This window comes from Pseudomonas sp. DTU_2021_1001937_2_SI_NGA_ILE_001, assembly GCF_032463525.1.
In the GTDB taxonomy this organism is placed as follows: Bacteria; Pseudomonadota; Gammaproteobacteria; order Pseudomonadales; family Pseudomonadaceae; genus Aquipseudomonas.
This window is the reverse complement of sequence record NZ_CP135971.1, coordinates 4,198,103-4,218,358: the sequence shown is the minus strand read 5'-3', so window position 1 is coordinate 4,218,358 and position 20,256 is coordinate 4,198,103. Positions and strand designations below refer to the sequence as shown.

Annotated in this window: 22 protein-coding genes; 21 read left to right on the top strand and 1 reads right to left on the bottom strand. The window is 67.3% G+C overall.

The window, feature by feature from the left end; translation table 11 throughout:
• Positions 1-6: 6 nt before the first annotated feature.
• A complete protein-coding gene (selO, locus tag RRX38_RS18355; protein WP_315960186.1) occupies positions 7-1,470 on the top strand; it encodes a protein adenylyltransferase SelO in 1,464 nt (487 codons plus the stop codon).
• A 361-nt stretch (positions 1,471-1,831) separates the two neighbouring features.
• Entirely contained in the window at positions 1,832-2,233 is a 402-nt protein-coding gene (locus RRX38_RS18350; protein WP_295471620.1) for a PAAR domain-containing protein, read from the top strand.
• Positions 2,234-2,254: 21 nt separating this feature from the next.
• On the opposite strand, the gene RRX38_RS18345 is transcribed toward RRX38_RS18350, so the two are convergent.
• Positions 2,255-3,034: a ParA family protein gene (locus tag RRX38_RS18345; protein ID WP_295471622.1), complete on the bottom strand. Its 780-nt coding sequence runs from the start codon at positions 3,032-3,034 to the stop codon at positions 2,255-2,257.
• A gap of 322 nt (positions 3,035-3,356) precedes the next feature.
• Between RRX38_RS18345 and RRX38_RS18340 the strand changes: the two genes are divergently transcribed.
• Genes RRX38_RS18340 through RRX38_RS18250 form a run of 19 tightly spaced genes read left to right on the top strand, consistent with a single transcriptional unit; the run spans position 3,357 to position 20,203 of the window.
• Positions 3,357-4,076, top strand: coding sequence for a beta-ketoacyl synthase chain length factor (locus RRX38_RS18340; protein WP_315960185.1), 720 nt, complete (start codon positions 3,357-3,359; stop codon positions 4,074-4,076).
• Entirely contained in the window at positions 4,052-4,858 is an 807-nt protein-coding gene (locus tag RRX38_RS18335) for a lysophospholipid acyltransferase family protein (protein WP_295471627.1), read from the top strand. The genes RRX38_RS18340 and RRX38_RS18335 overlap by 25 nt, the downstream gene beginning before the upstream one ends.
• Positions 4,839-5,099 carry a phosphopantetheine-binding protein gene (locus RRX38_RS18330; protein ID WP_295471629.1) on the top strand — a complete coding sequence of 87 codons (261 nt, stop codon included), beginning with the start codon at positions 4,839-4,841 and terminating at the stop codon, positions 5,097-5,099. Before RRX38_RS18335 ends, RRX38_RS18330 begins: the two co-directional genes overlap by 20 nt.
• A 9-nt stretch (positions 5,100-5,108) precedes the next feature.
• Positions 5,109-5,363: an acyl carrier protein gene (locus RRX38_RS18325; protein WP_295471631.1), complete on the top strand. Its 255-nt coding sequence runs from the start codon at positions 5,109-5,111 to the stop codon at positions 5,361-5,363.
• Positions 5,360-5,905 carry a hypothetical protein gene (locus RRX38_RS18320; RefSeq protein WP_315960184.1) on the top strand — a complete coding sequence of 182 codons (546 nt, stop codon included), beginning with the start codon at positions 5,360-5,362 and terminating at the stop codon, positions 5,903-5,905. Before RRX38_RS18325 ends, RRX38_RS18320 begins: the two co-directional genes overlap by 4 nt.
• Positions 5,906-5,915: 10 nt before the next feature.
• Positions 5,916-7,619: an AMP-binding protein gene (locus RRX38_RS18315; protein ID WP_315960183.1), complete on the top strand. Its 1,704-nt coding sequence runs from the start codon at positions 5,916-5,918 to the stop codon at positions 7,617-7,619.
• Complete coding sequence (locus RRX38_RS18310; protein WP_295471638.1) at positions 7,612-8,346, top strand: glycosyltransferase family 2 protein; 735 nt, start codon at positions 7,612-7,614, stop codon at positions 8,344-8,346. Before RRX38_RS18315 ends, RRX38_RS18310 begins: the two co-directional genes overlap by 8 nt.
• Positions 8,343-9,281 (top strand): glycosyl transferase, encoded by a 939-nt coding sequence (locus RRX38_RS18305; protein WP_315960182.1) that lies wholly within the window; start codon positions 8,343-8,345, stop codon positions 9,279-9,281. Before RRX38_RS18310 ends, RRX38_RS18305 begins: the two co-directional genes overlap by 4 nt.
• Positions 9,262-10,809, top strand: a complete 1,548-nt coding sequence (locus RRX38_RS18300) for an aromatic amino acid ammonia-lyase (protein ID WP_315960181.1) — start codon at positions 9,262-9,264, stop codon at positions 10,807-10,809. Before RRX38_RS18305 ends, RRX38_RS18300 begins: the two co-directional genes overlap by 20 nt.
• Positions 10,799-11,224, top strand: a complete 426-nt coding sequence (locus RRX38_RS18295; protein WP_295471644.1) for an acyl-CoA thioesterase — start codon at positions 10,799-10,801, stop codon at positions 11,222-11,224. Before RRX38_RS18300 ends, RRX38_RS18295 begins: the two co-directional genes overlap by 11 nt.
• Entirely contained in the window at positions 11,221-11,814 is a 594-nt protein-coding gene (locus tag RRX38_RS18290) for an outer membrane lipoprotein carrier protein LolA (protein WP_315960180.1), read from the top strand. Before RRX38_RS18295 ends, RRX38_RS18290 begins: the two co-directional genes overlap by 4 nt.
• A complete protein-coding gene (locus RRX38_RS18285; protein WP_410524834.1) occupies positions 11,795-14,164 on the top strand; it encodes an MMPL family transporter in 2,370 nt (789 codons plus the stop codon). Before RRX38_RS18290 ends, RRX38_RS18285 begins: the two co-directional genes overlap by 20 nt.
• A complete protein-coding gene (locus RRX38_RS18280) occupies positions 14,151-15,398 on the top strand; it encodes an NAD(P)/FAD-dependent oxidoreductase (RefSeq protein WP_315960177.1) in 1,248 nt (415 codons plus the stop codon). The genes RRX38_RS18285 and RRX38_RS18280 overlap by 14 nt, the downstream gene beginning before the upstream one ends.
• On the top strand, positions 15,395-16,129 hold the full coding sequence (locus RRX38_RS18275; RefSeq protein ID WP_315960176.1) for a class I SAM-dependent methyltransferase: 735 nt from the start codon (positions 15,395-15,397) through the stop codon (positions 16,127-16,129). Before RRX38_RS18280 ends, RRX38_RS18275 begins: the two co-directional genes overlap by 4 nt.
• Positions 16,126-16,611: a hypothetical protein gene (locus tag RRX38_RS18270; RefSeq protein WP_315960175.1), complete on the top strand. Its 486-nt coding sequence runs from the start codon at positions 16,126-16,128 to the stop codon at positions 16,609-16,611. The genes RRX38_RS18275 and RRX38_RS18270 overlap by 4 nt, the downstream gene beginning before the upstream one ends.
• Positions 16,608-17,801 (top strand): beta-ketoacyl-[acyl-carrier-protein] synthase family protein, encoded by a 1,194-nt coding sequence (locus tag RRX38_RS18265; protein ID WP_315960174.1) that lies wholly within the window; start codon positions 16,608-16,610, stop codon positions 17,799-17,801. Before RRX38_RS18270 ends, RRX38_RS18265 begins: the two co-directional genes overlap by 4 nt.
• Positions 17,798-18,256, top strand: coding sequence for a hotdog family protein (locus RRX38_RS18260; RefSeq protein ID WP_315960173.1), 459 nt, complete (start codon positions 17,798-17,800; stop codon positions 18,254-18,256). The genes RRX38_RS18265 and RRX38_RS18260 overlap by 4 nt, the downstream gene beginning before the upstream one ends.
• Complete coding sequence (gene fabG, locus RRX38_RS18255; protein ID WP_315960172.1) at positions 18,249-18,977, top strand: 3-oxoacyl-ACP reductase FabG; 729 nt, start codon at positions 18,249-18,251, stop codon at positions 18,975-18,977. Before RRX38_RS18260 ends, fabG begins: the two co-directional genes overlap by 8 nt.
• A complete protein-coding gene (locus RRX38_RS18250; RefSeq protein ID WP_295471661.1) occupies positions 18,977-20,203 on the top strand; it encodes a beta-ketoacyl-ACP synthase in 1,227 nt (408 codons plus the stop codon). Before fabG ends, RRX38_RS18250 begins: the two co-directional genes overlap by 1 nt.
• Positions 20,204-20,256 lie beyond the last annotated feature (53 nt).

Here is a 20,256-nt window from a genome sequence, read left to right as displayed (position 1 = left end):
CAGCCTGTGAAAGCCCTCGACGAACTCGATTTCGACAACCGCTTCGCCCGCCTGGGCGATGCATTCTCCACCCAGGTATTGCCCGAACCCATCGACGAGCCGCGCCTGGTGGTGGCCAGCGAGGCAGCCTTGGCGCTGCTCGACCTGACCTGCGCCGACGCCGAAGCGCCGCTGTTCACCGAAGTGTTCAGCGGCCACAAGCTGTGGGCCGACGCCGACCCGCGGGCGATGGTCTATTCCGGACACCAGTTCGGCGGCTATACGCCGCGGCTGGGCGACGGCCGCGGCCTGCTGCTTGGTGAAGTGGTCAACGATGCCGGCCAGCACTGGGACTTGCACCTCAAGGGCGCCGGGCAGACGCCTTACTCGCGCATGGGCGATGGCCGCGCAGTACTGCGCTCGTCGATCCGCGAATTCCTCGCCAGCGAAGCGCTGCATGCCCTGGGCATTCCCACCAGCCGCGCAGCCTGCGTGATCGGCTCCAGCACCCCGGTGTGGCGCGAGCGCAAGGAAAGCGCGGCCATGGTGCTGCGCCTGGCGCAAAGCCACGTGCGCTTCGGCAGCTTCGAGTACTTCTACTACACCAAACAGCCCGAGCGCTTGAAAGAACTGGGCGAGTACGTGCTGGCCAACCATTACCCGCACTGCCTGGAGCAGGACGAACCCTGGCTGGCGATGTTCCGCGACATCGTCGAGCGCAACGCCGAGCTGCTTGGCCTGTGGCAGGCCTATGGCTTCTGCCACGGCGTGATGAACACCGACAACATGTCGATTCTGGGCATCACCTTCGACTTCGGCCCCTACGCCTTCCTCGACGACTTCGACCAGCATTTCATCTGCAACCATTCCGACCACGAAGGCCGCTACGCTTTCAGCAACCAGGTGCCCATCGCCCAATGGAACCTCAGCGCCCTGGCCCAGGCGTTGACGCCGTTCATCAGCGTCGAGGCGCTGCGCGAGGCCATCGGTCTGTTCCTGCCGTTGTACCAGGCCCACTACCTGGACCTGATGCGCCGCCGCCTGGGGCTGACCCATGCCGAGGAACAGGACGCCGAACTCATCGCCCGGCTGTTGCAGCTGATGCAGATGGGCGGCGTGGATTACAACCTGTTCTTCCGCCGCCTGGGCGACCAGCCGGCTGCCGACGCGTTGCGCACGCTGCGTGACGACTTCATCGACATCCGGGGTTTCGATGCCTGGGGCGAAAGCCTGCTGGAGCGCCTGGGCCGCCAGGCGGAAGGCACCGAGCAACAGCGCCGCGAGCGGATGCATGCGGTCAACCCGCTGTATGTGCTGCGCAACTACCTGGCGCAGAAGGCCATCGAAGCGGCGGAACAGGGCGACTACAGCGAAGTGCGGCAGCTGCACCGAGTATTGAGCACGCCATTCACCGAACAGCCCGGCATGGCCGAATACGCCAAACGGCCGCCGGATTGGGGCAAGCACCTGGAAATCAGCTGCTCGTCCTGACCCACCGCCGGTATTTCTGACCTGTTGGACTGGCTTCAGATGCACTAAGCGTCAGTTCAGCCGTGGGAGCGAGCTTGCTCGCGAAGGCTGCCTCATGTTCAGCGCAGATGCAGTGACTTTCCCGGCCTCTTCGCGAGCAAGCTCGCTCCAACAAAAGCCAGAGTGCGCCTGACTGACCAATATTGGCTGGAGCCGGGACTTTTTTTCGCGGCAACACCGCTCCTACCGATGTCTGTACCCCGCAGCGCAAGCCGCCGCTGATTCTGCTGTAGGAACGGTCTTTAACCACCTGCCCCCACTCTACGAAACCCGGCCCAGGCCCTAGCATCGGTCTCCCACTCTTACAGAAGGAAACCACGCCATGCCATTCGTAGTCAGGGAAGGCGACCCCACCACAAGCGGCGGTTTCGTGCTGGCAGGGTCCGCCAGCGAGGCCATCGACCTGTTTCGCATTGCCCGCATGGGCGACCCGGTCTGGTGCCCGGCGTGCCGTGAAGTCGGCTACATCGCCCAGGGCAACCCCACCTGGGTCGACGGGCAGGTCGCCGTAGCCACCCACGGTCACCGTATATCCTGCGGCTGCAAGGCTGGCAGCAATAGCGTCAAGGCTTCGCAACAGCAGTTCAAGGCCGACATGGAAGCCACCATCGACATTCCCGCCGACATGGCCGAGAACGCCCGTGCCCAGGCCGAGCGCCTGACCCGGGAAATCAAGGAAGGCTGCTACCCTCAGCGCGTCATGCGTACCATGACGACATCCTGAACAATCCCCTCGCGACGCGATTCAATACCGGGACTGGCTTTCCAGGTGGTGATGCAATTCAACGAACTGCTGTGTCAGCTTATGGCGCGGGTCCATATGGATCAGGGGCTGAGCCACCTGATGGGATTCGCGCATCTTCACCGAGGCATTGAGATACACCGGCAACACCGGCAGGCCTTCGCCCAGCAACTCGTCGAGTATCTGCTGGGGCAGGCTGGCGCGAGGCTGGAACTGGTTGACGATGATGCCTTCGAGTTCCAGCGCCTCGTTGTGGTCCTCCTTCAACTCTTCGAGTTCCTTGATCAGCCCATACAGCGCCTGGCGCGAAAAACTGTCGCAGTCGAAAGGAATCAGCACCTTGTCGGCGGCGATCAGCGCCGAAACCGCATAGAAGTTCAGGGCTGGCGGGGTATCGATATAGATGCGCTCGTAGTCTTCATCCAGTGTTTCGAGCAATTTGCGCAGCTTGTTGATCTTGTGCTTGGCCTCCAGCTTGGGCTGCAGCTCGGCCAGCTCTGCCGTGGCAGTGATCACATGCAGGTTGTCGTAGGGCGTTTCGTAGATATCCACCTGGTTCTTGCGCGTGAACGGGCCGGACGCCAGGGTCTGCCTGAAGAACTCGGCAATGCCCATGGGAATGTCATCGCCGGTCAGGCCGGTGAGGTAGTGGGTCGAGTTGGCCTGGGCATCGAGATCGATCAGCAGCGTCCGATAGCCTTCGCTGGCGCTGACAGCCGCCAGGTTGCAGGCGATGCTGGACTTGCCGACACCCCCTTTCTGATTGAACACCACACGGCGCATCGTTCGCCCTCCCGAATTGGCAAAAATTGGAAACGGGTCAGTGTGGACCTGAGCATCATGCGAGTCCAGGCAATCTAGATGACAACCGGGTACGGGCGTACCAGCTCAGGGCATTTGCTTCATCAAAACCCGCATGCAGGCACCCGTCAGGCTTGCCTTCAGTCGGAAATAGCGATGCGGCACACAGATAATGTGTAACAAATTTGCTACTCCGGACCCCCATCTGGATAATGCGCGCACTCGGTCAATAGTCACGCCAAGGTCGGTGTCGTCCCGTGTCACCGGGACGAAAAGAAGCAGTCCGCAGGGGCGGGAATAAACTTTGATCACGTTCAACATCGCACAATGGCGTGCCTGGGCGCCTGGCCTGGCCAGCGTCGAAGACTGGCAGCAGTGGAGCCTGGCGCCCCGCCCGCTGCCCGATCACGACGAATCCCCGGACGTATCCTTCCTGCCGGCCATGCAGCGCCGTCGCCTTGGGCGCATGGCACGCATGGCGTTCGCCGTCGGCTGGCCATTGGCGCAAGACCATGAGCAGCTGCCCCTGGTGTTCGTCTCGCGCCATGGCGAAACCCCACGCACCTTCGAGATCCTGCGCGACCTGGCCGCCGGCGAGCCGCTGTCGCCGACCCAGTTCAGCCTGTCGGTGCATAACGCGGTGATCGGCCTGTGGTCGATCATGCGCGGCTCCACCTGCGAGATGACGGCCTTGGCCGCCGCTGGCGATGGCCTGGAGCACGGGGTTTTCGAGGCCGCCACGCTGCTCGCCGAGGGCGCTGCCGCGGTGCTGCTGATCATCACCGAAGAGCGACCGCCCGAAGCCTACGCCCAGTGGATCGACGACGTGCCCTTTCCTTATGCCGTGGGGCTGCTGCTGACCCCCGGCGACACCTGGAGCCTGTCCCTGGACAGCGCCGGGGCCGATGCGCAGCCTTCGCGCTGGCCACACGCCCTGAGTCTGCTCCAGACCCTGCATGCCGATCAGCCTGCCTGCCAACATCCGTGGAAGAAGCGTTTATGGACCTGGCAACGCAATCACTGAGCAAGCACCGCGATGCCTATTACTGGCGCCTGCTGGCCACCGCTGCCAGCTTCGCCCTGTTCGGTCTGGGCGGCCTGTGCCTGCGCGTGCTGGTGTTTCCGGTGCTGGCCTGTCTGCCCGGTGACGCCGCCAGCCATCAGCGCCGCGCGCGTTACACCATCAGCCTGCTGTTCTGGCGCTTCATCCGCATCATGGCGCGCCTGCGCGTACTCACCTACGAGGTGCAGGGTGCCGAAAAGCTCGGCCGGCCAGGGCAGATGATCATCGCCAACCACCCATCGCTGATCGACGTGGTGTTCCTCATCGGCCTGGTGCGCGACGCCAACTGCGTGGTCAAGCGCAGCCTCTGGGACAACCCCTGCACCCGCGGGCCGGTGCGCCGCGCCGGTTACGTCAGCAACGACGGCAGCATCGACATGCTCGACCTGGCGGTCGGCAGCCTGCAGGCCGGACAGACCCTGGTGATCTTCCCCGAGGGCACGCGCACCACGCCGGGTCAGCCGCCAGCCTTCCACCGCGGCGCCGCCGCCATCGCCCTGCGCGGGGCGCAGGTCATCACCCCGGTGACCATCGTGGTCCACCCCACCACCCTGACCAAAGCCGAACCCTGGTACCGCATACCGCAACGCCGCGTGCACTTCAGCCTGCGTGTCGGTACCGATATCGATCCGCAGCGTTTCAACGAGATGGGCCCGCCACCGCTGGCCTCACGCAAGCTCAACGATTACCTGCACGACTATTTCATCAAGGAGCTCGCCCCAGATGAGCGATCTGCACCGTGACATCAAGCAACTGATCATCGATGCCCTGGGCCTCGAAGACATCACCACCCAGGACATCGGCGACGACCAGATCCTGTTCGGCGAAGGCCTCGGCCTGGACTCGGTGGACGCCCTGGAACTGGGCCTGGCCATCCAGAAGCGCTACGGCATCAAGATCGACGCCGAAGCCAAGGACACCCGCTCGCACTTCACCAGCGTCGACAGCCTCGCGGCCTTCGTCAGCGCCCGGCAATCGGCCTGAGGATTGATCATGCAAACCCGTGACGACATCTTCGAAACCCTGCGCACCGCGCTGGTAGAGCTGTTCGAGATCGAGCCCGAGCGTGTGACCCTGGAGGCCAACCTCTACCAGGACCTGGAAATCGACAGCATCGATGCCGTGGACCTGATCGACCACATCAAGCGCAAGACCGGAAAAAAGATCGCCGCCGAGGAATTCAAGTCGGTGCGTACGGTCAACGACGTGGTCGAAGCGGTCTACCGCATGGTCAGCCCCGCCGCATGAAGCGGCTGGCGGGCCTGCTGCTGGTGCTGGCCGGTGTGCTCTACCCCATCGTGGTCTACCTGGGTATCGAGCACTTCGCCCCCTGGCAGTTCGCCCTGCTGCTGGGCGGCCTGTGGCTGGCGCGGCTGCTCAGCGGCGAGCGCCGCCCCGGCACCCTGGCCATGGCGGCGGTCGCCCTGGGCTTCTGCCTGCTGCTGGCGCTGCTCGACAGCCCCGTGCTGCTGCGCTGGTACCCGGTGCTGATCAGCGTCTTCATGCTCGGCCTGTTCGGCAGCAGCCTCATTCAGGGGCCGCCGCTGGTCGAACGCCTGGCGCGGCTGCGCGAGCCGGACATGCCCGAGTCGGGGGTGCGCTACACGCGGCAGGTGACCTGGGTGTGGTGCGGGTTCTTTCTGTTCAACGGCCTGACCACGGCCGCGCTGACCCTGTGGGCGCCGCTGCACTGGTGGGCGCTGTGGACCGGATTGCTGTCCTACGTCTTGATGGGCCTGCTGTTCGCAGGCGAATGGATGGTCCGCCGCCGGGTCCGAGGCGGTGCTTGAAGTGAATGCGATGAACTGGTCGAACCTTGAACACCTGCTGCTCGACGAGCAGCCCGAGCGCCTGCTGTGCCAGGCGCCGGACATGACCCTTGCGCAGTTCCGCCACCAGGCACTGTGCGCCGCGGCCGCCCTGCAACAACGCGGGGTGCGGCGCCTGGCCGTGCACCTGGAAGACGCCGGGGAGCTGGTGGTCGCGCTGTTCGCCGCCTGGCGTGCCGGGGCCAGCGTCTTGCTGCCTGCCGACCTGCAGGCGCAGACCCGCGAGCGCTGGACGCCACAGGTCGACCTTTGGCTCAGCCCCCACGCCGGCGACGCCAGCCTGGCCGAACTGTGCACCAGCGCGCCGTTGGCGCCAGCCGCCCTGGACCTCGACGCCTGCCAGCTGAGCCTGTGCACCTCAGGTTCCAGCGGCGAGCCCAAGCGCATCGACAAACGCCTGCGCCAGCTGGACAACGAAGTGCGCGGCCTGGAACGCCTGTGGGGCGCTCAGTTGGGCGATGCCTGCATGATCGGCAGCGTCGCCGCCCAGCACATCTATGGCCTGCTGTTCCGCGTGATGTGGCCACTGTGCGCCGGGCGTCAGTGGGTGCGCCTGCCAGTGCCGTTTCCCGAAGACCTGCAGCGCGTCAGCCGCCAGTACCCGCGCTTCGCCTGGGTGGCCAGCCCGGCGCTGCTCAAGCGCATGGGCGACAACCTCGACTGGCCGGCCCTGAGCGCGGTGCGCCGGGTGTTTTCTTCCGGCGGTGCACTGCCCGGCGACGCCGCGCAAAGCCTGCAGCAGCGCCTGGGCCAATGGCCCTGCGAGATTCTCGGCAGTTCGGAAACTGGCGGCATCGCCTGGCGCCAGGGCCAGCCGCTGTGGCAGGCCTTCGACGGCGTGCAGCTGAGCGGCGATGATCAGGGCGCCCTGCAGGTGCGCTCGCCGTACCTGCCCGTCGGGCACGTCGAGCAGACGGCCGACGCGGTTCGCTTCGAGGCCGATGGGCGCTTCGAACTGCTCGGCCGCCTCGACCGTATCGTCAAACTGGAAGAGAAACGCATCGCCCTGCCGGCACTGGAGCAGGCATTGGCCAGCCATGCCTGGGTCAGCGAGGCGCGTCTGGGCGTGGTGCGCGAACGCCGTGCCTACCTCGGCGTGCTGGCGGTACTCAGCGCGGCGGGCCTGCAGGCCTTGCGCGAGGGCGGTCGCCGAGCCCTGACCGAAACGCTGCGCGAGCACCTGCGTGGCCACTGCGAAGCCCTGGCGCTGCCGCGCCGCTGGCGGCTGCTGGGCCAGTTGCCGCTCAATGCCCAAGGCAAGCTGCCCCAGGCACGTATCGATGAGCTGCTGGCCGCGCCACGGGGCAAAGAGCCGGAACTGCTGGCACAACACCGCAGCGACGACGGCCTGCACCTCGACCTGCGGGTCCCCCCCGACCTGGCCTTCTTCACCGGGCACTTTCCGCGCTCCCCGGTGCTGCCCGGCGTGGTGCAGCTGGACTGGGCCGTGCAACTGGGCCAGCGCCTGCTGAACCTGCCCCCGCGCTTCGCCGGCATGGAAGTGATCAAGTTCCAGCAACTGGTACGCCCCGGCGACCAATTGAGCCTGACCCTGCGCTTCGACAGCACCCGCAACAAGCTGCACTTCGCCTATCACAACCTGGACCAGCAGCCCTGCTCCAGTGGCCGCATCCTGCTGGACGGGCCGATCGCCACGGAGCCCGAGCATGCATAACCCCTGCGCCGTGATCCCGGTGTTCGACCATGAACACGCGGTCACCCACGTGGTCGATGCACTGCGCCTGGCCGGCCTGCCCTGCGTACTGGTCGACGACGGCAGCGGCCCGGCCTGCGCCCAGGTGCTGCAGGCGCTGGCGCAGCGCGACGGCGTGCACCTGATCCGCCTGCCGGTCAATCAGGGCAAGGGCGGTGCGGTAATGGCCGGTTTCCAGGAAGCGGCGCAGCGCGGCTACAGCCATGCCTTGCAGGTGGACGCCGACGGCCAGCACGACCTGAGCGACCTCGCGCGCTTCCTGCAGCTGTCGCACCAGCACCCCGAGGCGCTGGTATGCGGCTACCCGCAGTACGACGCCAGCGTGCCCAAGGGGCGCCTGTATGCGCGCTACCTGACCCACGTGTGGGTGTGGATCAACACCCTGTCGCTGCAGATCCGCGACTCGATGTGCGGCTTCCGGATCTACCCGCTCAAGCCGGTGCTGCGCCTGATCGATGCGGTGCACCTGGGCCGCCGCATGGACTTCGACACCGAGATCCTGGTGCGCCTGTTCTGGCGCGGCCAGCCGATGCTCTGGCTGCCGATCCGCGTCCATTACCCCGCCGACGGCCGCTCGCACTTTCGCCTGTTCCACGACAATGCGCTGATTTCCAAGATGCACGCCAAGCTGTTCTTCGGCATGTTGCTGCGCCTGCCAGTGCTGCTGTGGCGCAAGGTGCGTCCATGAGCCACGACCCTCGGCACTGGGCCGACCGCGAAGAGCGCGGCAGTTTTGCACTGATGAAGCTCACCGCCTGGGCGGTGCGCCTGCTCGGTCGGCGCCTGCTCACGCCGATGCTGTACGGCATCGTGCTGTATTTCTTCGTGTTCGGCCGCACCGCACGGCGCAGCATCGCCGAATTTCACCGCAACCTGGCGCGCTGGAGCGGCCAGCCAGGCCTGCGCCCCAGCACCGGGCGGGTGTTTCGCCAGTTCATGGCCTTCGCCGACTCGTTGCTCGACAAGCTCGACGTGTGGAACGGCAAGCTGGACGTCGAGCAGATCCGCCTGGACGACCCGGCCGGGCTGCGCCGGCAGATGCGCGGCCAGCGTGGGCAGATGCTGGTCGGCGCACACCTGGGCAACCTGGAGGTGTGCCGGGCGCTGGCCGAGCTGGGCGAGAAAGTGACCATGAACGTCCTGGTGCACACCAAGCACGCCGAGCGTTTCAACCGCCTGCTCGGTGAGGCGGGAGCCACCCACCTGCGCCTGGTGCAGGTCAGCGAGCTGGACCCGGCGATCATGCTGCAACTGAGCCAGCGCCTGGACAACGGCGAGTGGCTGGCCATCGCCGGCGACCGCGTGCCGCTGCATGGCGGGCGCATCGTGCAGGTCGACTTCCTCGGCCAGCCAGCGGCCTTCCCGCAAGGCCCCTGGCTGCTGGCCGGGCTGCTCAAGTGCCCGGTCAACCTGTTCTTCTGCCTCAAGGATGCCCAGGGCTACCGGATGATCCTCGAACCGTTCACCGACGCCGTGCAATGGAAACGCAGCGACCGCGCCGAGGTGATCGCCCACTGGGCCGCCCGCTACGCCGAACGCCTGGCCCATTACTGCCTGCAGGCACCGCAGCAGTGGTTCAACTTCTACCCTTTCTGGAAGCCCGATGAATCCTCAAGTTCATGACCCCGTGAGTTTCGGCGCCCACCCGCTAAGCATCGAGCAGGTGCTGGCCGTCGCCGACCGCCAGGCCCCCGTGGCGCTGCAGGACGACGCCGAGTATCGCGAGCGCATCGCCCGTGGCGCGCGCTTCCTCGACTCGCTGCTGGACAAGGAAGGCGTGATCTACGGCGTGACCACCGGTTATGGCGACTCCTGCGTGGTCGCGGTGCCGCTGGAGCATGTCGAAGCCCTGCCGCGCCACCTGTACACCTTTCATGGCTGCGGACTGGGCAGCCTGCTCGACGCGCGCGCCACCCGCGCCGTGCTGGCGGCGCGCTTGCAGTCGCTGTGTCACGGCGTATCCGGGGTACGCATCGAGTTGCTGGAGCGCCTGCAGGCGTTTCTCAGCCATGACGTGCTGCCGCTGATTCCCGAGGAAGGCTCGGTGGGCGCCAGTGGCGACCTGACGCCGCTGTCATACGTGGCCGCGACACTGTCCGGCGAGCGCGAGGTGCTGTTCCGTGGCCAGCGCCGCAACGCTTCGGACGTACACCGCGAGCTGGGCTGGCAACCGCTGGTGCTGCGCCCCAAGGAAGCCCTGGCGCTGATGAACGGCACCGCCGTGATGACCGGCCTGGCCTGCCTGGCCTTCGCCCGCGCCGACTACCTGCTGCAACTGGCCACGCGCATCACCGCGATGAACGTGGTGGCGCTGCAAGGCAACCCCGAGCACTTCGACGAGCGCCTGTTCGCCGCCAAGCCGCATCCGGGGCAGAGCCAGGTCGCCGCCTGGCTGCGCCAGGACCTAGCCATCGAGGCACCGACCGCGCCGCTGCACCGCCTGCAGGACCGCTATTCGTTGCGCTGCGCGCCCCACGTACTGGGCGTGCTGGCCGACAGCCTGGGCTGGCTGCGTTCGTTCATCGAAACCGAACTGAACAGCGCCAACGACAACCCGATCATCGACGGCGACGCCGAGCGGGTGCTGCACGGCGGGCACTTCTACGGCGGGCACATCGCTTTTGCCATGGACAGCCTCAAGACCCTGGTGGCCAACGTCGCCGACCTGCTCGACCGCCAGCTGGCGCTGCTGGTCGACGTGCGCTACAACCACGGCCTGCCCAGCAACCTCTCCGGGGCCAGCGCCGAGCGGGCGATGCTCAACCACGGCTTCAAGGCCGTGCAGATCGGCGCCAGCGCCTGGACCGCCGAAGCCCTCAAGCAGACCATGCCAGCCAGCGTGTTCTCACGCTCCACCGAATGCCACAACCAGGACAAGGTAAGCATGGGCACCATCGCCGCGCGTGATGCCCTGCGCGTGCTGGAACTCACCGAACAGGTCGCTGCCGCCACCCTGCTGGCCGCCAACCAGGGCCTGTGGCTGCGCAGCCGCGCGCCCGAGGCCCGGCCACTGCCGGCACCGCTGGCGGCCATGCGCGAACAACTGGCGGCGGAGTTCGCGCCGGTCATCGACGACCGTGGCCTGGAGGGCGAGCTGCGCCTGTGCCTGCAACGGATCGGCGAACGCCACTGGAGGCTGTATGCGCGGTAAGGGCCTGATCGACATCGAAACCGAAGTGCTGGTGCCGTTCTTCGACGTGGACATGATGGACATCGTCTGGCACGGCCATTACGTGAAATACCTGGAAGTGGCGCGCTGCGCGCTGCTCGACCACATCGGCCACAACTACATGCAGATGCGCGCGTCCGGCTACGGCTGGCCAGTGATCGACCTGCAACTGCGCTACGTGCGCCCGGCGGTGTTCGGCCAGAAGCTGATCGTGCGCGCCAGCCTGGTCGAGTGGGAGAACCGCCTGAAGATCAACTACCTGATCAGCGACGCCGCCACCGGTGAACGCCTGACCCGCGCCAGCACCGTGCAGGTCGCGGTGGAAAGTGCCAGCCGCGAGATGCAGCTGGCCTCGCCGAAAGTCTTCGTCGACGCCGTGCAGAGGGCTCTGTCATGAAGCGCCTGTTCACCGCCCTGGTCCTGCTGTGCCTGTCGGCGCAGGCCCTGGCCTTCGACCTGCAACAACTGAGCGAACAATTGTCGCGACCGTCGGCCATCGAGGGTCGCTTCATCCAGGAAAAGCACCTGCGCGCCCTGCCGCAGCCGCTGACCAGCACCGGGCACTTCGTGCTGGCACGGCAGTTCGGCCTGCTGTGGCTGCTCGAAGCGCCGCTGAAGCAGGACTATCGCATTACCGCCGACGGTATCGCCCGCCGCGACGCCCAGGGCTGGCAGAAACTGCCCGGCAAGGCGGCCGGCACCGAGCAGAACCGCCTGTTCCTGGCCGTGCTGCAAGGCGACAGCAGCGGCCTGCAGCGCGACTTCGAACTGCAACTGAGCGGCGACGCGCAGGCCTGGAAACTGGTGCTGGTGCCGCGCTCGATGCTGCTGCAGCAGGTTTTCAAGCAGATCGACATCGAAGGCGGTGAGCTGGTGCGGCAGATCGAACTGCACGAAACCCAGGGCGACCGCACCGTGCTGAAGATGCTCGACAGCCACGCCCTTCCAGCCCTGAGCGACGCGCAGCGTGAAGATTTCCAATCCTGAGCGGCGCCTGCCGCGCCTGTTCCTGCTGATTTTGCTGGCGGTGCTGGCCGTGGCCGGCTGGCAGTGGCGGCAGGGCGCGCCGCTGTCGGCCAACCTCATGGATCTGGTGCCGGGCAGCCGTCCCGATCCGCTGGAGCTGCGCGCCGAGCAGCGCATGCAGGAACCGCTGAACCGGGAAATGCTGGTGCTGGTCGGGCATGCCGAACGCCAGCGTGCCATCGACCTGACCCGTGAGCTGGCTGCGCAATGGCAGGCCAGCGGCTTGTTCGAGAAGGTCCAGTGGAACCTCGCCGCCGACCTGCCGGCGATCCGCACGCAACTGCTGCAGGGCCGCCTGGCGATGCTCCCGGCAGCAGACCGCCAGTTGCTGATCGAACAACCGCAGCGCTTCATCGAACAGCGCGTGCAGAGCCTGTTCGACCCCTTCGCCAGCTTCAGCCTGGTGCCCGGCCAGGACGACTGGCTGGGGCTGACCGGGCGCATCCAGAACGGCCTGCCGCGCACCGGCGCGGTACAGCCGGACCTCGCCAGTGGTGCGCTGGTCGCCGAGGCCGACGGCCAGCAATGGGTGCTGCTGCGCGTGCGCACTGCTGGCGATGCCTTCGACCTGCAGCTGCCGACGCGGGTCGCCGCGCAGGTGGCCGAAGCGCGCAACCAGGTCACCCAGGCCCACGGCCAACTGCTGGCGGCCAGCGGCCTGCTGTACGCCGCCGCCGGCCAGCAGCAGGCACGCCAGGAAATCACCTGGGTCGGTGGTGGCGCCACCCTCGGCATTCTCCTGCTGCTGCTGTTGGCGTTCCGCCGCTGGCGCGTGCTGCTGGCCTTCGTGCCGGTGCTGGTGGGCATGCTGTTCGGCGCGGTGGCCTGCGTGGCGCTGTTCGGCACCCTGCACGTCATGACTCTGGTGCTGGGCTCCAGCCTGATCGGCGTGGCCGTGGACTACCCGCTGCACTACCTGTCCAAGAGCTGGAGCCTCAAGCCCTGGCGGGCCTGGCCGGCGTTGCGTGTGACCCTGCCGGGCCTGACCCTGAGCCTGATCACCAGCTGCATCGGCTACCTGGCCCTGGCCTGGACGCCGTTCCCGGCACTGACCCAGATCGCCGCCTTCTCCGCCGCCGGTCTGCTGGGCGCCTACCTCACCGCCGTGTGCCTGCTGCCGGCGCTGCTGGCGCGGGTCGAACTGCGCCCGGCGCAGTGGCCACTGGATCTCGCCCAACGCCTGCTCGACGCACGTCAGGCCCTGCTGCGCCGAGTCGGTACGCCCATGCTGCTGGCGCTGCTGGCGGCGTTCTGTGCGGCGGGCCTGTGGCAGTTGAGCACCCGCAACGATATCCGCCAGTGGATTTCCGCCCCCGCCGCCCTGACTGACGAAGCCCGGGCCATCGCGCGAATCACCGGCTACCAGCCGACCAGCCAGTTCTTCCTCATCCGCGCCCAAGACGAACAGCAGTTGCTGGAACGCCAGCGCGCCCTCACCCAACGCCTCGACACACAGGTCGGCAACGGCCAGCTGCGCGGCTATATGGCCCTCGGCCAGTTGCTCGCTTCGACCGCCGACCAGCAGGCTACCCGCACGGCCCTGGCTCGCTTGCCGGAATACTGGCAGCCGCTGCTCGCCCTGGGGGTCAGCGACGCCGCGCTGCACGCCGAGCTGCAGCAGCTGCAGGCGCTGCCGCTGCAAGGTATCGAGCAGGCCCTGGCCGGGCCGCTCAGCGAAGCCTGGCGCCCCTTGTGGCTGGGTCGTGATGGCGACGGCGTGGCCGCCATCGTCAGCCTGCAAGGCCTGGGCGATCCACAGGTGCTGCTGGCCCAGGCCAAGGACCTGCCCGGCGTGCAGTTGGTGGACCGCCTGGGCGCCCTCAATGGCGTATTCGCCCAGACCCAGGTCAGCGCTGCCGAACTCAAGCTGCTGTCCTGCGTGCTGATCGTCGCCCTGCTGATCGCCCCGTTCGGCCTCGGCGGGGCCGTGCGCATCGTCGCCCTGCCGCTGCTCGCCGCGCTGTGCAGTCTGGCCAGCCTCGGCTGGCTGGGTCAGCCGCTGACGCTATTCAGCCTGTTCGGCCTGCTGCTGGTCACCGCGATCAGCGTCGACTACGCGATCCTCATGCGCGAGCAGGTCGGTGGCGCCGCAGTGAGCCTGCTCGGCACCCTGCTGGCGGCCCTCACCACCTGGCTGTCGTTCGGCCTGCTGGCGCTGTCGCAGACACCGGCGATCAGCAACTTCGGCCTGGCGGTGAGCCTGGGCCTGGTGTTCAGCTTCCTGCTGGCACCCTGGGCCAGTGCCGCCAGCCCCCACTCAATCGACAAGGCAACCGACCGACCGGTAAGGAGTCACTGTGCCAAGCACTGATATGGAATATCGCCCGGTGGTGATCATCGGCGCCGGGCCGGCCGGCGCCATCGCCGCCGCGCTGCTCAAGCGCAAGGGCCACGACGTGCTGATCCTCGAACGCCAGCGCTTCCCGCGCTTCTCCATCGGCGAGAGCCTGCTGGCGCACTGCCTGGACTTCGTCGAGGAAGCCGGCATGCTCGACGCCGTGCAGGCGGCGGGCTTCCAGTACAAGAATGGCGCAGCCTTCGCCTGGCGCGAGCGCTATTCCGACTTCGACTTCGGCAACACCTTCACCCCCGGCAAGCCCAGCACCTTCCAAGTGCAGCGTGCCGACTTCGACCAGTTGCTGGCCGACCAGGCGGCGCTGCAGGGCGTGGAGATCCGCTACCAGGAAGAACTGCTCGGCGCCGACTTCAGCAGTGGCCAGGGGCTGTTGGAAGTACGCCGTGAGGACGGCAGCCAGTACTCCCTGCAGGCCGGCTTCGTACTCGACGCCAGCGGCTACGGCCGCGTGCTCCCGCGCCTGCTCGACCTCGAAGCACCGTCGGGCTTTCCGCTGCGCCAGGCGGTGTTCACGCATGTCGAGGACCACATCGACGACCCGGCCTTCGACCGCAACAAGATCCTCGTCAGCGTGCACCCCGAGCACCGTGACGTGTGGTTCTGGACCATTCCCTTCAGCAACGGCCGCTGCTCCCTGGGCGTGGTGGCCAGTGCCGAACGCTTTGCCGAGCAGCCCCAGGACCTGGACGCCTGCCTGCGCGCCTTCATCGACGAGACCCCGCGCCTGCGCGACACCCTGAAGCACGCCGTGTGGGACACCCCGGCGCGGACCATCGGCGGCTACGCGGCCAACGTCAAGCGCCTGCACGGCCCCGGCTTCGCGCTGCTGGGCAACGCCGCGGAATTCCTCGACCCGGTGTTTTCCTCCGGGGTGACCATCGCCATGCGTTCGGCGAGCATGGCTGCCCACCTGCTGGACCGCCAGCTGCGCGGCGAGGCGGTGGACTGGGAACAGGATTTTGCCGTGCCGCTCAAGCGCGGTGTGGACACCTTCCGCGCCTACGTGGAGGGCTGGTACGACGGCAGCTTCCAGGACGTGATCTTCTTCGAAGGCGGCCAGGCCGATATCCGCGCAATGATCAGCTCGATCCTCGCCGGCTACGCCTGGGACCTGAACAACCCCTTCGTCAGCGAGCCCAAGCGGCGCCTGCGCATGCTCGCTGAAGTCTGTGCGAGCCAGGCCTCATGAGCGGTCCGTACCTGAGCGACAGCTACGTCGAAGAGACCCGCTTCGGCCTGTGGTTCCTGCGCAGCTACACCTGGCAGTACTGGGTGCTGCGGGTGGCGATCGAGGACCTGCGCGGGCTGTTCGACGCGCCACCGCCCGGCGAGGCGGTGCTGCTGGACGCCGGCTGCGGCCAGGGCAAGTCGTTCCTGCACTTGCAGCGGGTGTTCCAGCCCACGCGCATCATCGGCGTGGATGCCGACCCGCACAGCCTCGAACAGAGCGCCAGCGAGGCCGCGCGGCTGGGTCTGGATGTCGAGCTGATCGGCAGCGACTGCGCCAGCCTGCCGCTGCCCGACGCCAGCGTCGACCTGCTGTTCTGCCACCAGACCTTCCACCACCTGGTGGAGCAGGAGCAGGCCCTGGCCGAGTTCTACCGGGTGCTCAAGCCTGGCGGCTACCTGCTGTTCGCCGAATCCACCGAGGCCTACATCGACACCTGGGTGATCCGCTGGTTGTTCCGCCACCCCATGCACGTGCAAAAGAGCGCCGCCCAGTACCTGGACATGCTGCGCGGCCAGGGCTTCGAGTTCGGCGCGGGCAATGTCTCCTACCCCTACCTGTGGTGGAGCCGTTCCAGCGACTTCGGCCTGCTGGAGCTGTTGAAATTGCGCAAGCCCAAGCCGTTCGGCCAGCGCGAGGAAACCCTGGTCAACGTGGTGGCGCGCAAGCCGCTGGCGGGTAGCGCCTCATGAAGCGCCTGTTCGCCCTGCTGTTCACTGTGCTGCTGGCCGCTTGTGCGGCGCAGGCGCCGCTGCCGGTGGGTTTGCCGACACTGGCGCTGCCAAGCCAGTGGCATGTCGAACGCGAGCAGGCCGGCCAGCGCGAGGACGCGCTGCTGATCGTGCAACGCGAAGACAGCGCGCTGCGCTGGTCGATGATGGACCCCTTGGGCATTCCCCAGGCCCGCCAGCGCCTGGTCGACGGCCAATGGCAGGCCGATGGCCTGCTGCCGCCCAACCCGCAGGCCCGCGAGCTGTTTGCCGCGCTGCTGTTTGCCTTGACTCCGGAAGCGGAGCTGGCAAGACGCTACCCCGAAGCGCGCCAACAAGGCATGCTGCGCCAGCTGGGCACGCGCTGGGTCGTCGACTACCGCGCCGCCCCACGCCTGGAACTGCAATTGCCCGGGGGCCTGCACTACCGCATCAGCCCGCTCGACCAAGGAAACCGCCCATGACCGCCTACCTCAATGACCTGGGCCTGGTCTGCGCGCTGGGCAATGACCGACACAGCGTGGCGCGCGCGCTGTTTGCCGGGGACAGCAGCGGCATGCGCCACGAGGCAGGCTGGGTGCCCGGTATCGAGCTGCCGGTGGGTGCGGTGCGTGGCGAGCTGCCGGCGATACCCGGCCACCTCGGTATGCACAGCCGCAACAACCAGCTGCTGCTGGCTGCCGCGTTGCAGATCGAAGCATCGATTCGCGCCGCCATTGCCCGCTACGGCGCCTCGCGCATCGGCGTGATTCTCGGCACCAGCACCTCGGGTATCGATGAGGCCAGCCGCAGCCTGGGCACCTGGCTGCGCGACCGGAGCTTTCCCGAACACTACGACTATCAGCAGCAGGAGCTTGGCGCCCCGGCGCATTTCCTCGCCGAGTGGCTGCAGCTCAGCGGCCCGGCGTATGTGATTTCCACGGCCTGCACCTCCAGCGCCCGGGCCTTGCTCAGCGCCCGCCGTGCTCTGGACCTGGGCCTGTGCGACGCGGTGCTGTGCGGTGGCGTGGACAGCCTGTGCCAGCTCACCCTCAACGGTTTCACCGCTCTGGAAGCGGTGTCGCGGCAACGCTGCAACCCGTTCTCGCGCAATCGTGATGGCATCAACATCGGCGAGGCGGCGGCACTGTTTCTGATGACCCGCGAGGCGGGCGATACACCGGGCATCGCCTTGCTCGGAGCCGGAGCCAGCAGCGACGCCCACCACATTTCGGCGCCGGAGCCCAGTGGCCGTGGCGCTCGCGAATCGATGCAGCGCGCGCTGCACAGCGCCGGCCTGCAGGCCAGCCAGATCGCCTACCTGAACCTGCATGGCACCGCCACCCTGCACAACGACGCCATGGAAAGCCTGGCCGTGCAGGCGCTGTTTCCCCAAGGCGTGCCCTGCTCGTCGAGCAAAGCCATGAGCGGCCACACCCTGGGCGCCGCCGGGGCACTGGAAGCGGCGTTCTGCTGGCTGTGCCTGACGCCGGACAATACCCGCCGCGCCCTGCCGCCGCACGTCTGGGACGGCCAGGCCGACCCGCAATTACCGGCGCTGAGCTGGACCGGCGCGCACAGCCGCCTGCCCGGTGACACGCCCCGCTACCTGATGAGCAACTCGTTCGCCTTCGGGGGCAACAACATCAGCCTGATTATCGGAGACGCGCCATGACCGACTGGCCGGTCGCCGGACTGGTGCCGCACGCTGCTGACATGATCCTCATCGATCAGGTGCTGGCCTTCGACGACGACAGTATCCAGACCCGCCTGAGCGTTCGCCCCGGTGGCCTGTTCAACGCCCCCGACGGCAGCCTGCCGGCCTGGGTCGGCATCGAGCTGATGGCGCAGAGCGTGGCGGCCTTCGCCGGCTGCCAGGCGCGCCAGCGCGGCGAACCGGTACGCCTGGGCTTTCTGCTGGGCACCCGCCGCTTCGAATGCAATGCCGAGCATTTCCCTGCCGGCAGCGAGCTGCACATCCACGCCCAGCGTTCACTGCAAGACGAGAGCGGCATGGGCGTGTTCGAATGCACCCTGAGCGGCCCCGGCATCCAGGCCTTCGCCCGTCTCAACGTCTATTGCCCGCCCAACACCGCCCAATACCTGGCCAAGGAGCCCACGCATGACTGAATCCATCCTGGTCACCGGGTCCAGCCGCGGCATCGGCCGGGCCATCGCGCTGCGCCTGGCACAGTCCGGCTACGACCTGGTACTGCACTGCCGCAGCGGCCGACGCGAGGCCGAGGCGGTGCAGGCCGAGATCCAGGCACTGGGCCGCCAGGCCCGTGTGCTGCAGTTCGATGTGTCCGACCGTGCGGCGTGCAAGGCCATCCTGGAGCAGGACGTCGAGGCCCATGGTGCCTACTACGGCGTGGTGCTCAATGCCGGGCTGACCCGTGACGGTGCCTTCCCGGCGCTGGGTGACGACGACTGGGACCAGGTGCTCCGCACCAACCTCGATGGCTTCTACAACGTGCTGCACCCGCTGAGCATGCCGATGATCCGCCGCCGCGCACCTGGGCGGATCGTCTGCATCACCTCGGTGTCCGGGCTGATCGGCAACCGTGGCCAGGTCAATTACAGCGCCTCCAAGGCCGGCCTGATCGGTGCGGCCAAGGCCCTGGCGGTGGAACTGGCCAAGCGCAGGATCACCGTCAACTGCGTGGCCCCCGGGCTGATCGACACGGCGATGCTCGACGAGAACGTGCCGGTGGAAGAGCTGATGAAGATGATCCCGGCGCAGCGCATGGGCACCCCGGAAGAAGTCGCTGGCGCGGTGAATTTCCTGATGTCCGCCGAGGCGGCCTACATCACCCGCCAGGTGCTGGCGGTCAATGGAGGGTTGTGTTGATGAAGCGCGTTGTCGTGACCGGCATGGCCGGCATCACCTCACTGGGCAGCGACTGGGAGCGTATCGCGGCGAACTTCGCCGCCAACCGCAGCGGCATTCGCTACATGGCGGAGTGGGATCGCTTCAGCGAACTGAACACGCGCCTGGCCGGGCCGGTGGACGATTTCGAGGTGCCGGCGCACTGGACCCGCAAGCAACTGCGCAGCATGGGCCGGGTGTCGCGCCTGGCGGTGGCGGCCTCGGAACAGGCGCTGCGCGACGCCGGGCTGCTCGACGACCCGCTGATCCGCGACGGGCGCATGGGCACCGCCTGCGGCTCGTCCACCGGCAGTACCGAAGAGATCAAGGCGTTCGGCAACATGCTGCTCAACTCGGTGGCCGATGGCCTGAACGCCAATTCATACGTGCGCATGATGCCGCACACCACGGCGGCGAACATCAGCATCTTCTTCGGTCTCACCGGGCGGCTGATCCCCACTTCCAGCGCCTGCACCAGCGGCAGCCAGGGCATCGGCTACGCCTACGAGGCGATCAAGTTCGGCCGCCTGCCGATGATGCTCGCCGGTGGCGCCGAAGAACTGTGCCCCACCGAGGCCATGGTGTTCGATGCGCTGTACGCCACCAGCCTGAAGAACGACGCGCCGCAAAGCAGCCCGCGCCCCTACGACACCGGGCGTGATGGCCTGGTGATCGGCGAAGGCGCCGGCATGCTGGTGCTCGAAGAACTGCAACACGCCTTGGCACGCGGTGCGCGCATCCATGCCGAGATCGTCGGTTTCGGCAGTAATGCCGACGGCGCGCACAGCACCCGCCCGGAACAGGTGACCATGCGCCGCGCCATGGAGCTGGCGCTGCAGGACGCCGCGCTGGCGCCTGGCGCGATCGGCTACGTCAACGGCCACGGCACCGCCACCGAGCAGGGCGACATCGCCGAGACCCTGGCCACCTGCGAGCTGTTCGGCCCACGCATGCCGATCAGCTCGCAGAAGAGCTTCCTCGGCCACACCCTGGGCGCGTGTGGCGCGCTGGAGTCGTGGTTCAGTATCGAGATGCTCAAGCGCGACCATTACATCCACACCCTGAACCTGGAGCACATCGACCCGCAGTGCGGCGAGCTGGACTACCTCAAGGACGCCCCGCGGGCCATGAGCAACGAGTACGTGATGAACAACAACTTCGCCTTCGGCGGCGTCAACACCTCGCTGATCTTCCGCCGCTGGCCTTGATCCCCCGACCTGGTGGGAGCAGCTTCAGCCGGGAAGCTTTGCGCGACGCCAGG

Bases quoted from the DNA above. Each gene is read 5' to 3' on its own strand.
- RRX38_RS18295 (WP_295471644.1), top strand. From the start codon at position 10,799: ATGCGCGGTAAGGGCCTGATCGACATCGAAACCGAAGTGCTGGTGCCG.
- fabG (WP_315960172.1), top strand. From the start codon at position 18,249: ATGACTGAATCCATCCTGGTCACCGGGTCCAGCCGCGGCATCGGCCGG.
- RRX38_RS18330 (WP_295471629.1), top strand. From the start codon at position 4,839: ATGAGCGATCTGCACCGTGACATCAAGCAACTGATCATCGATGCCCTG.
- RRX38_RS18300 (WP_315960181.1), top strand. From the start codon at position 9,262: ATGAATCCTCAAGTTCATGACCCCGTGAGTTTCGGCGCCCACCCGCTA.
- RRX38_RS18345 (WP_295471622.1), bottom strand. From the start codon at position 3,034: ATGCGCCGTGTGGTGTTCAATCAGAAAGGGGGTGTCGGCAAGTCCAGC.
- RRX38_RS18320 (WP_315960184.1), top strand. From the start codon at position 5,360: ATGAAGCGGCTGGCGGGCCTGCTGCTGGTGCTGGCCGGTGTGCTCTAC.
- RRX38_RS18265 (WP_315960174.1), top strand. From the start codon at position 16,608: ATGACCGCCTACCTCAATGACCTGGGCCTGGTCTGCGCGCTGGGCAAT.
- RRX38_RS18315 (WP_315960183.1), top strand. From the start codon at position 5,916: ATGAACTGGTCGAACCTTGAACACCTGCTGCTCGACGAGCAGCCCGAG.
- RRX38_RS18350 (WP_295471620.1), top strand. From the start codon at position 1,832: ATGCCATTCGTAGTCAGGGAAGGCGACCCCACCACAAGCGGCGGTTTC.
- RRX38_RS18335 (WP_295471627.1), top strand. From the start codon at position 4,052: ATGGACCTGGCAACGCAATCACTGAGCAAGCACCGCGATGCCTATTAC.
- RRX38_RS18250 (WP_295471661.1), top strand. From the start codon at position 18,977: ATGAAGCGCGTTGTCGTGACCGGCATGGCCGGCATCACCTCACTGGGC.
- RRX38_RS18310 (WP_295471638.1), top strand. From the start codon at position 7,612: ATGCATAACCCCTGCGCCGTGATCCCGGTGTTCGACCATGAACACGCG.
- RRX38_RS18290 (WP_315960180.1), top strand. From the start codon at position 11,221: ATGAAGCGCCTGTTCACCGCCCTGGTCCTGCTGTGCCTGTCGGCGCAG.
- RRX38_RS18325 (WP_295471631.1), top strand. From the start codon at position 5,109: ATGCAAACCCGTGACGACATCTTCGAAACCCTGCGCACCGCGCTGGTA.
- RRX38_RS18270 (WP_315960175.1), top strand. From the start codon at position 16,126: ATGAAGCGCCTGTTCGCCCTGCTGTTCACTGTGCTGCTGGCCGCTTGT.
- RRX38_RS18275 (WP_315960176.1), top strand. From the start codon at position 15,395: ATGAGCGGTCCGTACCTGAGCGACAGCTACGTCGAAGAGACCCGCTTC.
- RRX38_RS18260 (WP_315960173.1), top strand. From the start codon at position 17,798: ATGACCGACTGGCCGGTCGCCGGACTGGTGCCGCACGCTGCTGACATG.
- RRX38_RS18305 (WP_315960182.1), top strand. From the start codon at position 8,343: ATGAGCCACGACCCTCGGCACTGGGCCGACCGCGAAGAGCGCGGCAGT.